This is a genomic window from Streptomyces sp. NPDC051907, from assembly GCF_040681075.1.
Classification (GTDB): domain Bacteria; phylum Actinomycetota; class Actinomycetes; order Streptomycetales; family Streptomycetaceae; genus Streptomyces.
In genome coordinates this window covers 35,406-46,962 of sequence record NZ_JBFAYB010000071.1, presented here as the reverse complement: position 1 = coordinate 46,962, position 11,557 = coordinate 35,406, and the positions used below count along the sequence as shown (strand labels likewise).

Sequence of the window (11,557 nt, the reverse complement as noted above, 5' to 3'; positions counted from 1 at the left end):
GGGGTGACACGCCCGCGGGCCCCCGGCGCGGGATCGGGGTCCGGGGGCACCGGCAGCCTGTGGGGGGCGGCCCCTCGCCGGCGCCCGGCTGCGGCGGACTCAGAGTCCACCGCAGCCGGGCGCATGGCCGCGGTCAGCGGCCGGACAGCGGCAGCCCCCTCGTGCTCGGGGCCCGGACGGCGGCGACAACTGGATCGACGGCGTGCCGGCCCGGACGGCTGCTGCGGCGACCCGGACGGCTGCGGAGGGCTGCGGCTGCGGCTGCGCGATGGCAGGCGGCTGACCCGGCCCCACGCCGACAAGGCAGTCGACGCGCTGCCGTGAGGCAGCGGAAGCCCAAGAGCCCCCAGCGGCCCGGTGTCGAGCCGCGCGGCTACCCTCGACACACCATCGATCTTGACTGCAGGGGGAGCAGACTATGCGCAACGCAGCCGTGACGGCCGGCGGCGACCAGATCCGCTGGGTGGAGCTGCCTGGCCAGGAGCCGCCCCGCGTCTACATCCACGGCCTCGGTGCGACGTCCCCGGCCTACTTCGCCGAGGTCGCGGTCCACCCGCTGCTGGCCGGCCGTCGTTCGCTGCTGATCGACATGCTCGGGCACGGCATCAGCGACCGGCCGACGGACTTCGACTACACACTCGAGTCGCACGCGGACGCCCTCGCCACCGCCCTCGACGCCGCAGGCGTCGACGGCGCCGAGCTCATCGCGCACAGCATGGGCGGCTCCGTGGCCATCGTCCTGGCCGCCCGTCACCCCCGTCTCGTCTCCCGTCTGGTCCTGGTGGACGCCAACCTCGACCCGCTCCCCCGCACGCCGGGCTCGAGCGGCAGCAGCGGCATCGGCGCGTACACCGAAGAGGAGTTCCTGGCAGGCGGCTGGGCCGAGGTCCGCGACCGGGTCGGCCCCCACTGGTGGTCCACCATGCGTCTCGCCGGCCGGGAGGCCCTCCACCGCAGCGCCACCCATCTCATCCGCGGAACGGTCCCCACCATGCGCGAACTCCTCGTGGAGCTGAAGATCCCGCGCGCCTTCCTGCTGCCCGGGGCCGACGGCCCGCTCCCGGGCGCGGCCGCGCTGGCCGACGCCGGGGTGTCCGTCGTCGCGATCCCGGACTGCGGGCACAACATCATGCTCGACAATCCGCAGGCCTTCGTACGCGCCACCGCCGCGGCGCTCGCGGACGGTTCCGAGGCCTGAACCGGTTCCGGAAACCCCTCCAGGTCACCGCGGTGCGGCACATGACGGGATGTATGCAGGGTGGATGCCATGTTCGCTGATCATCAGGAGTACGACGTCGTCGTCAAGGCCGTGGCCCCGGTGGGCGCGCTCGTCGACGCGGACGGACTCGAAGGCTTCATCGACCAGGCCAAACACCCCTCGTGGTGGTCGGATACACCGCGCGCCGCGGTCGGCGACCGGATGCGCGCGGTGGTCCTGGACGCCTCCAGGACCCCGGCACGGCTCAGCGCCCTGCCGATCGACATCCGGATCGCCCGGAGCCTGCGCCACACCGATCCGCTGCGGCGCCTCTGCCCACCGCCCGGGGCCATCCGTGACGTGGAGTGGGCTGCCGTGGAGGAGGCGCTGGGCGCCGTGCTGCCCGCCGACTACAAGCGGCTCGTCCAACGGTATGGCGGCGGCGTCTTCGCCGGGACGATCTGGCTGCTGGAGCCCGACTGCCCTGATCCGATGTACGACCTCGTCGTCCAGACCGCGGAGCACGAGGAGATGCTCGCCACGCTCTGGACCCGCGGCGTGGACAGTCCCCCAGAGCTTCGGGAGGGCGATGTCCGGCTGGTGCCCTGGGGGTATGTAGAAGGCGCGGGACACTGGCTCTACTGGCTGGCCCGGCCGGACGTGGAGCCGGAGGAGTGGACCGTCGTCCTCAACGAGGGCCGCGGTCCTCTCTGGGAGGCTCATCCGGCCTCGTGCAGCCAGTTCCTCCTGGACGTGGTCGCCGGCACGACGACGTCGTACTACTTCGCCGACCTCGACGAGGTCGTCGACCCGGATGACAGGTATCGCTTCATTCCCCACTCCGAGATCCTCAGCCAGGAGTAGGGCTCTGCCAGGTGGGTTGTCTGGTCGGGTCCGGGGCCGGGCGCTGCCAGGGACTGCCCAGGTCGGCCTTACGAGACTGTGACGCCTCTGAGTCGGGTGGTGCGGACGGGTCTCTGTGTTGCCAGAGTGACCGGGCAACGGGGGTCCGGCGTCCGGGAGTTCACTCCCGGGGCGTCCGCCGAGCCCATCAGAAAGCGAGCACATTCATGAATCAGCGGCACAAGGTGAACCGCACCAGGCGAAAGGCCCTCATCGCAGTGGCCGGCCTCGTGCTGGGAGGCGGCGGCCTGGCGGCCGTCAACGCCGGGGCCAATGCCACCAGCCCCGGCGGGCAGCAGGCCGCGTCGGTCGTCTGCCCCTCGGTGGAGGAACGCCTGCCGGACATTCCGGCCGAGGCCCGCGCCGAGGTGAGCCGGGATCTGCGGCAGATGCAGCAGGACGTCGAGGCGGCCGACGCACGGCTGTCCTCCGGGAAGGGCGTGTCCTCCCATACCGTCCTCGACCCCCTGTGGTCCAAACGCTCCGCCGCTCTGGAGCGGATCGAGGTCGCCGTGGAACGGGCCGGCTCACCGCGTCCGCAGAACCTCGCGAGCCTCACAGCGTGCACCGTCGGCAGAGCGGGCGCCTCCGAGACGAAGGCCGAGGGCGACCAGCAGCAGGGCACGGGACAGCCGCAGGCCACCCCGAGCGGCCCGGGCGCCGGACAGCAGGGGGCCGGTCAGCCGCCCGCCGGCGAGCAAGGCGCCGGACAGCAGGGCGCCGGTCAGCAGGTCGACAACGGTCCGTCCCCCGAGGACTACGTGGACATCACCACCGTCCGGTGGAACGTCCCGAAGGCCCGCAACGGCCGCTCGGCCTCCACGGGCGCCTTCCAGTCGCTGTGCGGTGTGAACGAGGAGGGGCGGTTCAACTCCGACAACGTCATCGCAGCTCCCGGAGTGGCCAACGGCGCCCACCACAACCACGACTACGTGGGAGCGGTCGGCGTCAACGCGTTCACCACGAACGAGTCGCTGGCGGCAGCCCAGACGACATGCACCAACGGCGACCAGTCCACCTACTACTGGCCCGTGCTGCGCGACCGCGACGGCGTCCAAGAGTCCGACGCCGACCAGCAGGGCGGAGGCGCCGAGGGCAACATCGGCAGGATCCTCACGCCCGTGTCCGTCTCCCTGCAGTTCGTCGGCAACCCTCAGTCCAAGGTGAGCCCCATGCCGCGGTTCCTGCGCATCATCACCGGAGACGCGAAGGCCAACGCGAACGGCGGCGCCAACGCCAACGCCCGCTACACCTGCACCGGCTTCGAGAACCGCGTCGAGCTGAGGGACAAGTACCCGATCTGTCCTGAGGGCAGCAATCTGATACGCGTGGCCAAGTTCCAGAACTGCTGGGACGGACGGAACACCGACAGCGCCAACCACCGCACCCATGTCGCCTTCGCCGATGCGCGCGGCAGGTGCCCGGCCGGCTTCCGGCCGATCCCGCAGCTGGTGCAGCGCGTGGTGTACAGCGGTCTGTCCGGGAGCACCAGCTTCGCCGTCGACAGCTTCCCCGAGTCGTTCCACAAGCCGATCACCGACCACGGCGACTTCATCAACGCCATGTCGGACCGGATGATGAAGCAAGCCGTGAAGTGCATCAACACCGGCCGCCGCTGCGGCTGATCCCTCACCGGCACGGGCCCGGCAGCGCACCGCGCGCTGCCGGGCGCCGGCTGGGCGGCCGACTGCGGGATCGCCTGGGCTGAGGGGAGCAGTCAGGCTCAGCAGCGGAGTCCCAGAAGGCCCCAGCCGCGGCGGTCGGCTTCCACGACGACCTCGCCCCACCCCATGAGCAACTCGGCAAACGACTCGAAGTCGCAGATCCAGCCCTGTGGAACTGCGGCGTGCTGGTCGAACGGCTCTCGCAGGGTCTTGAGTTGGGGCTCCGCCTCGCCCCAGAAACCCTTCAGCGCGGCGACGTCCTCCGGTGGGCGCCACACCAGCAGGCCCCCGTGCCAGGCGCCTTCCCGTTCGGGAACAGCTCCGGCGTCCTCGCCGACGAAGTACTCGAAGCCGTCCCAGAACAGGGGCGCCGTAAACCGGTCCAAGGCTGTACGCAGGCGGGGAGCGGCGTAGTCCCGGATGTGCTCCCACCGCTCACCGGCCCAGAAATGGGGCTTGTAGGAGCCATTTGTGCGACGGAAGGCGTATCTGCCGTACCAGTCGGCATCCGCTGGAGAGGGCCAGATCCAGCCCTCCTCGTCGAGGTCGCCGTAGTCCTCGTCTCCGCAGGCGGCATCGATCAGCATCTCTTCCCGCCGACTGGCCGGCATGGCCTCGACCTTGTCCCAGTCGACGATCATTACCTCGATGCACACTCCCATTGCGGAAGCGTACCCACCGCCTCACAGCCCCCGGGCCTCATGACGCCGGCGACCTCGGTCATGCGTCAGGGTGCGGAGGGGGTTGCCGTCACACCGCCGTCCGCTCCACGGGGATCCACAGCTGCGCGTCCGCCTCCGTCGCGTCCGGCGAGAGCTGCGTCCGCAGGATCTCGGGTCCCGGCCTGCTCGCGTACGGGTTGGAGGGGAACCACTGCGTGAACACGTCCCGCCACAGGTACTGGAGCGCGTGCGGGAACGGTCCGGTGTTCTCGAACACCGCCCATGTGCCCGCCGCGACGACGCGGACGTCAAGGTCCTCCGGGGCCTCGGCGCTGGTCACCACGGCGTGGTAGTAGTCGAGTTCGGCACCCTCTTCACGACTGTCGGAGACAAGCTCCGACACCGAGAGGAGTCCCTCCGGCTCCTGGTCGGACAGCTGTGTGACGCGCTGCACGGTCTCCGCTTCGATGCTTCTGACGAACGCGACGATCGCCGGGTTCATCCCCTCGTGGACGAGGGGGACGCGAGCCTTCTTGCCGACGACGCGGAACTCCTCCTTCTCCACGATCCGGTACGTCATGGCGGTGCTCCCCTCGACGACGAGGCGGAAGGAGATCAGTGGCTGGGCGCGCAGAGCCGCACCCGTACGCCTGGCCTCGCCAGGCCCGATGCCGTGCATGGCGCGGAACGCTCGGGCGAACGCCTCGGCCGATCCGTAGCCGTAGCGCACCGCGATGTCCAGCAGCGTCCGCTCTCCGGCGAGCACCTCGGCCCCGGCGACGGTCAGCCGCCTGCGCCGGATGTACTCCGACAGCGGCATCCCGGCCAACGCGGAGAACAACCGCCGTAGGTGGTACTCGGACGTCAGGGCGATCCGCGCCAGCTCGGCCGCGTCGATGTGCTCGTCGAGGCGGCCCTCGATGTGTTCCATGGCCTGGTTCAGCCGATCCAGCACTCCGGTCTCCTGCCCTGTGGATCACTCATCCTAGGAACGACCCGCCCGGGGCGCGCACACCGCGTCCTCGGCGGGCAGGCCCGCGTCTGCGGGTCAGGCCGGGTCCGCGGGTCAGGCCGTGTCGGTTCGCGCCGCGACGACTGCCAACGTCGCGTAGCGCATCGTGAATCCGCCTCCTCGCGCGTCGACGGCGGCCCCGACTCCCGCCAGCAGCTCCGCCAGCTGGGCCGGCGGGAACTGGCTGTGGTCGCCGGTGGTGGGCAGTTGGTCGAGCCATTCGTCCCGGGTGTAGGACCGCTCCCAGTCGAATCGCCACTGCTCCGGCTCGTCGAACCCGCCTGCCGCTCGCATCCCGTCGGCCGCCCTGGTGCAGAGCGTCGCGTACCCGTCCGAGCCGGCCGTCCACCGGCGGGCGGCGAGCGAGTCGGGCATCACCCGGCGGTAGACCGCGGCGAAGGCCTCCGCCAGGTCCGGCGGCGGCTGGTCCACGTTCCAGAACGCGGCCAGCGTGCCGCCCGGCCGCAGCGCCTCGGCCGCCTTCGCCGCGCCCGCGACCGGGTCCACCCAGTGCCAGGTCTGCCCGGAGACGACGGCGTCGACCGCCCGGCCGCGGGTGTCCCAGGCTTCGAAGGCCGCTACCTCGACCTCGAGCCCGCGGTGCCGCCGCGCCCACTCGGCCATGCGCTCGTCGACGTCGACCCCGAGCACCGTGCAGCCGGCCGCCTGGAACTGCCGGGCGACGATTCCGGTGCCGATGCCGACGTCGAGCACGTCGGAGCCGGGGCCGGCGGCGACGATCCGGTCGACCAGGGCTTGGGGATAGCGGGGACGGGCGCGGTCGTAGCGTTCGGCCTGCGAGCCGTACGACTCCGCCACTTCGCGGTGTCGGTGGGGCTCAGGCCGGGGGTCAGGCTGGGAGTCAGGGGCAGGCAGCGGTGACCGCTCCGGAGGTATAGTGGGCATGCGCCCACTATTAGTGGGCACATGCCCACTCGTCAACCGAGTGGAACCGGCCAGCGAAGGAGGAGCGCAGGGTGCCGACGGGAGTAGCCATGCGCGACGCACGGGAGCAACTGTTCGACGCCGCCGAGCGGATCCTGCTCCGGGACGGGCCGAGCGCCCTGACGAGCCGCGCGGTCACCACGGAGGCAGGCTGCGCCAAGGGCGTCCTGCACCGGCATTTCGCCGACTTCGACGCCTTCCTCGCCGAGCTGGTGCGCAGCCGCGTCGCCCGGATCGACAGCCAGTCCGCGGCCCTGAGCGCGTCCGCGGGGACGGGCACGGTCGCCGGCAACCTCACCGGCGCGCTGACGACCCTGTTCGAGTCGGTCGCGGTGGCGATCGTCGGCCTCGTCACCTCCCGGGACGAACTGCGCGCCCGGCTGCGCGAGTCCACGCCCACCGGAGTCCCGGTGCTGACGGAGGCCGCCGCCATGATCGCCTCGTATCTCGCCGCCGAGCGCGAACGGGGCCGCATCGCCGGGGACGCCGACGTCGACGCGCTCGCCCCCACGCTCATCGGGGCCGGCCATCTGCTCTTCGCCGACCGGGAAGCCGCCCCGCCGGACACCGGCGCCGTCCACAAGATGGTCACCACGGTCATCGCCGGCGCCGTACGAGAACCGCGGCCGTGAGACACGCGCCGTGAGCACGTCGCCGTGAGCGCACATCCGCCGGCGCACCTCGTCGCTCAGTCGAGGCCGAGAGAGAAAACGTCGTCCCTCGCTGGCCCGGCGGCCCGGAGAACCAGTCGGCGGGCGCGTCCAGAGTCAGCGATCAGGACTTCCGGGACATCGGATTCGTAGAAGCGCAGACAGCCGATCGCGCCGATGGTCGTCGTCCGCGACGCGAGCCAAGCCAGCAGGCCCTGAAGGTCGTCGAACTCGTCAGGGTGCACCTCCTGCCGGGCGGTCAGTGCCCAGCCTCGGGGTCCCCGGCACAGTTCGCCGACCAGGGCGCCGCCGACGCGGTGGGCCGCCCCCTTCGAGGACAGCAGCGGATACGCCTCCATGGCCGCCGCCTCGTCCGTCTCCTCTCCCTCGCCTACCCCGTCTACCTCGTCTGTCTCGCCTGTCTCAGTCGAGGCGGCGTCTCCGCCTTGGCCGAGATGCCAGCGCAGCAGGCCGAGGTCAGCCTCGGGAAGGGAGTCGGGGAAGTCGAGTGCGAGCTGCAACTCGTAGAGATCACTCATGCCGGAAGACTACGTCCGGGCGTGCCGCACAGCGCCTGGCGGGTGAACTGACGCATCAGCGCTTGCAGCTGGCGCCGCCATCGGCCCCAGGCGTCGACGGGCGCGGACAGCGCGTCCGCACCGCCCGGCCCAGGTGTCCCGATCACGTACGCTCGACGGATGGCGAAGTACTTCGACGTGCACCCCGAGAATCCTCAGCGGCGCACCATCAGCAGCGTGGCCGACAGCATCCGCTCCGGTGCGCTCGTCGCGTACCCGACTGACTCCTGCTTCGCACTGGGATGTCAGCTGGGCAATCGCGACGGGCTCGACCGGATTCGATCCATCCGCAATCTCGACGACCGTCACCACTTCACCCTCGTGTGCCAGAACTTCGCACAGCTGGGTCAGTTCGTGCAGGTCGACAACGACGTGTTCCGCGCGATCAAGGCGGCCACCCCCGGCAGCTACACCTTCATCCTTCCCGCGACGAAGGAGGTGCCGCGCCAGTTGCTGCACCCCAAGAAGAAGACGGTGGGAGTGCGGATTCCCGACCACGTCGTCGCCCAGGCCCTGCTCGACGAACTCGGCGAGCCGCTGCTCTCCAGCACGCTGCTCCTGCCCGACGAGGCCGAGCCGCTGACGCAGGGCTGGGAGATCAAGGAACGGCTCGACCACGTGGTGGACGCCGTCGTCGACTCGGGCGACTGCGGCACCGAGCCGACCACCGTCATCGACTTCTCCGGCGGCGAGGCCGAGATCGTACGCCGAGGGGCAGGCGACACCGCGCGCTTCGAGTAGCCGCTCCGGGGAGGCGCCTCGCCAGGGGACGGGCACGGGCGTGTGCCCGGGCGTATGCGCCCGTCGCCCACGCCCTGCTCGGCCCGGCGACCCGCCTGCCGTCCGCTTCACGGTCCGCGACCGCCGGCCACCGGCTGTGCGGGTTCAGCGCCGCAGCGCCCACTTCTGCACGTACTCCAACGGGCCGTGGGAGAAGCGGCGCAGCCACAGCGTGGAGCCCACCATCAGGACGAGGGACACCGCCGCCCAGAGCCCCATCACCCACCAGGGGCCGGCCGAGTCTCCGAGCCGGGCCGCGAGGCCGAGGCCGATGCCGTACGCGACGAGGACGCACAGCACGTTCTGGAGCACATAGCCGGACAGCGCCGTCCGGCCGACGGAGGCGAGTCCCGTGGTGAGCGGGCCCGGGCGTGACACCCGGCTGACCACGACGCCGATCAGGCCGATGTAGCCGACGGCCGTCAACGGGGCGGCGCAGTACCTGCCCAGCAGAAAGAAGTCCTGGCCTCCGAGGGCGACGAGCGCGGTGAGCGGCAGTCCGAGGCCGAGGCCCCAGCCGAGCATCCGCGCACGGATCCGCCGTCCCGTCTCGTCCGCGCCGAATGCACCCGCGCGGAACAGCCGCACGCCCAGCAGGAAGAGGAAGAGCAGCAGCCCGAAGGTGAGCACCGGCTCCAGGCGCAGCGCGACGGCGTTCTCCAGCCGGAAGGAGACCTGCTCCCAGTAGCCGCCGTGCGCATACAGATCGACGACCCTCTGGGACACACGGTCTCCGCTGCCCGTGCGGCTCTGGCCCGCCTCGACCAGTACCGCCGTGAGCGCGCCCATGAGTGCCAGATGCAGCCCGGCGGCCCACCACATGACCCGCCGTCGGGCCCGGTCCGACCGGGTCAGAAGCCAGGCGGCGACCAGTGCGGTGACCGCGTACCCCATCAGTACGTCCCAGGCGAAGACGAGCACGAAGTGGACGGTCCCCTCGGCGAACAGGAACAGCGCCCGCCACCGGTAGCGGCCGGGCCAGGGCTGTCCGCGCCGGGCTGCGGAGTCGTACTGGATCGCCAGGCCGACGCCGAACAGGATCGTCAGCATCGACAGGAACTTCCCGTCGGCCACCAGCCGGAAGAGGCTCTGGGCTGCCGCGGAGACCGACCCGAAGCCGGCGTTGCCGGTGCTGCTGCTCTGCAGGATCCCCCACTCGGCGCCTGGACCGGTGAAGACCCATACGTTGGTCATCAGCGTGCCGAGGATCGCCGTCCCCCGCAGTACGTCGAGCAGGGCCAGTCGGCCGCCGGGGGCGCCCGCGGTGGATTGCGTGGTCGGTGTGCGCAGGGTCTCAGTCACATCTTCATCGTCGACGCGACCCGGTGGGCATTTCCTCGTGACCACAGATGAATCCCGCTACATCGAAAGATGCACCCGCCGGCGGACGGCATGGTTCCGTGGACGGACCGGGCTTCGGCCACGGCGGCCTGATGCGGGCGGCCGGGCCGTTCACCTCGGGGCGAAGGAATCGAGCGGTCTCGATTGCGTTGCGCCGCCTGAATTCCAGGCGAAGGAAGCAGGGGGGGGAAGCGGCCGAACTGGTCGAGTCGGGTGACTTTACGGAGGCCGCATTCCCAGACGAGTTCGATCGAGAAGGAGATCTATTTCCTCGGATATATCTTCCTTCTGTGATTCCAGCCAGACATCGCCCGTTCTCCGGGGGCCGGCAGGCGGTTCGATCGGCCGCCGCGACCTGCCGTGGCGAGGGCGGCAGGTGACTCGGCTCCGATTCCGGCCCAGCGCCGGCTCCGGCGCGTGGTGGGGGTGGGCGGGTGCTCTGTTCATCCTGTACGCGCTCTTCGCGCTGGCACGGCATCACAATCTCGGCACGTCCGGATTCGACCTGGGAATCTTCACCCAGGCGGTGCACGGCTACGCCAACTTCGGCGCCCTGCGGTCCGATCTCAAAGGCTGGGGATTCAATCTCTACGGGGACCACTTCCATCCGATTCTCGTCCTGCTGGTCCCCTTCTACTGGCTGCGCCCAGGCGCCCAGACCCTCCTCGTCGCGCAGGCCGCCCTGCTGGCGGTAGCCACGGTTCCGCTCGCGCGGCTTGCGGCCCGGCGCTTGGGAAGGGCGGGCGGGCACGCCGTCGCCGCCGCGTACGGCCTGTCGACAGGTGTGCAGGGCGCCCTCGCCTTCGACTTCCACGAGGTCGCGTTCGCGGCGCCGCTGCTGGCGTACAGCCTCACCGCGCTGGCGGAAGGCCGGTACCGGGCCGCGACCTGGTGGGCGCTGCCTCTGCTGGCGGTGAAAGAGGAGCTCGCCCTCACCGTCGCGGTCATCGGCTTGGTCCTGGTCGTCCGGCGTCAACGCCGCCTCGGGCTTGCCTTGTTCGGCGCGGGTCTGCTCTGCTTCGCGGTGGTGGTGGGCGCGCTGATTCCCGCCTTCAACCCGAACGACGCCTATCCGTACTTCAGCGTCGCCTCCGGGGAAGGGGACCTGAGCGATGTACGGGGTCTGGCCCAACGACTGGCCGCGGCGCCGAAGCTGATGTTCCTGCCGTCGGAGAAGACCACGACGCTGCTCCTGCTCGGCGCTCTCACCTGCGGTCTCGCCGTGGGTTCGCCGCTCGCGCTGGTCGCCCTGCCGAACATCTGCGTGCGCTTCCTCTCCGACAGCCCTCTCTACTGGGGCACAGGGCTGCAGTACAACCTCACGCTCATGCCGATCCTCTTCGCTGCCGCGCTGGACGCCCAGCCGAAGTGGGCGCGCAGCACTAGGCCGCTCGTCCGCGGACTGGGCCGGCACACCGCCGCCGCGCTCCTCGTGGCGGCGGCGCCCCTCGCCCCCACCGCCCATCTGCAGAACTTCCTGCTCCACCCGGTCACCGCGTTCACCACCACGCCTCACGCGCGAGCCGCGCACGCGCTGATGCGCAGGATCCCCGACGGCGCAGTCGTGGAGGCGACCAACAACCTGGCCCCTCATCTCGCCCACCGCACCCGCGTCTTCACCTGGCCGCTGACCGATCACCCGCCCCAGTGGGCCGTCATCGATCTCGATATGCCGTGGCCGGTCTCGCCCGATGCACACCACGCACGCGCGGACGACCTCATCGAGCGCGGCTTCCAGCTCGTCGACGCGCAGGACAACGTCGCTCTGCTGCACCACCCTGGAGCGCCGTGACGGCGAGTGCGGACCGACGGCGTGTACGGCTC

Annotated in this window: 11 protein-coding genes; 6 read left to right on the top strand and 5 right to left on the bottom strand. The window is 70.9% G+C overall.

Translation table 11 applies throughout. From position 1 onward, the window contains the following. Window positions 1–418: 418 nt before the first annotated feature. From AB0M39_RS29575 to AB0M39_RS29565, 3 genes are all read left to right on the top strand, one after another. Window positions 419–1,198, top strand: a complete 780-nt coding sequence (locus tag AB0M39_RS29575; protein ID WP_365369017.1) for an alpha/beta hydrolase — start codon at window positions 419–421, stop codon at window positions 1,196–1,198. A 69-nt stretch (window positions 1,199–1,267) separates the two neighbouring features. Then, window positions 1,268–2,062, top strand: coding sequence for an SMI1/KNR4 family protein (locus tag AB0M39_RS29570; protein WP_365369016.1), 795 nt, complete (start codon window positions 1,268–1,270; stop codon window positions 2,060–2,062). Window positions 2,063–2,268: 206 nt separating this feature from the next. After that, window positions 2,269–3,726: a DUF1996 domain-containing protein gene (locus tag AB0M39_RS29565; protein WP_365369015.1), complete on the top strand. Its 1,458-nt coding sequence runs from the start codon at window positions 2,269–2,271 to the stop codon at window positions 3,724–3,726. A gap of 98 nt (window positions 3,727–3,824) precedes the next feature. On the opposite strand, the gene AB0M39_RS29560 is transcribed toward AB0M39_RS29565, so the two are convergent. From AB0M39_RS29560 to AB0M39_RS29550, 3 genes are all read right to left on the bottom strand, one after another. Next, complete coding sequence (locus AB0M39_RS29560; protein ID WP_365369014.1) at window positions 3,825–4,427, bottom strand: hypothetical protein; 603 nt, start codon at window positions 4,425–4,427, stop codon at window positions 3,825–3,827. An 88-nt stretch (window positions 4,428–4,515) separates the two neighbouring features. Further along, the gene (locus tag AB0M39_RS29555) at window positions 4,516–5,382 is read right to left on the bottom strand and encodes an AraC family transcriptional regulator (RefSeq protein ID WP_365369013.1); all 867 of its coding nucleotides are present in this window, start codon (window positions 5,380–5,382) and stop codon (window positions 4,516–4,518) included. Between the two features lie 111 nt (window positions 5,383–5,493). Beyond that, a complete protein-coding gene (locus AB0M39_RS29550; RefSeq protein ID WP_365369012.1) occupies window positions 5,494–6,258 on the bottom strand; it encodes a class I SAM-dependent methyltransferase in 765 nt (254 codons plus the stop codon). A gap of 158 nt (window positions 6,259–6,416) precedes the next feature. Between AB0M39_RS29550 and AB0M39_RS29545 the strand changes: the two genes are divergently transcribed. Continuing rightward, window positions 6,417–7,016: a TetR family transcriptional regulator gene (locus tag AB0M39_RS29545; protein ID WP_365369011.1), complete on the top strand. Its 600-nt coding sequence runs from the start codon at window positions 6,417–6,419 to the stop codon at window positions 7,014–7,016. A gap of 56 nt (window positions 7,017–7,072) precedes the next feature. Here the strand turns inward: AB0M39_RS29545 and AB0M39_RS29540 are convergent, their stop codons facing one another. Beyond that, window positions 7,073–7,573: a hypothetical protein gene (locus tag AB0M39_RS29540; RefSeq protein ID WP_365369010.1), complete on the bottom strand. Its 501-nt coding sequence runs from the start codon at window positions 7,571–7,573 to the stop codon at window positions 7,073–7,075. A 159-nt stretch (window positions 7,574–7,732) separates the two neighbouring features. Between AB0M39_RS29540 and AB0M39_RS29535 the strand changes: the two genes are divergently transcribed. Beyond that, entirely contained in the window at window positions 7,733–8,353 is a 621-nt protein-coding gene (locus AB0M39_RS29535) for an L-threonylcarbamoyladenylate synthase (RefSeq protein WP_365369009.1), read from the top strand. Between the two features lie 144 nt (window positions 8,354–8,497). On the opposite strand, the gene AB0M39_RS29530 is transcribed toward AB0M39_RS29535, so the two are convergent. After that, window positions 8,498–9,694 (bottom strand): DUF418 domain-containing protein, encoded by a 1,197-nt coding sequence (locus AB0M39_RS29530; RefSeq protein ID WP_365369008.1) that lies wholly within the window; start codon window positions 9,692–9,694, stop codon window positions 8,498–8,500. 415 nt (window positions 9,695–10,109) lie between these two features. On the opposite strand from AB0M39_RS29530, the gene AB0M39_RS29525 reads away from it, so the two are divergent. Next, window positions 10,110–11,525 (top strand): DUF2079 domain-containing protein, encoded by a 1,416-nt coding sequence (locus AB0M39_RS29525; protein WP_365369007.1) that lies wholly within the window; start codon window positions 10,110–10,112, stop codon window positions 11,523–11,525. Window positions 11,526–11,557: the final 32 nt, after the last annotated feature.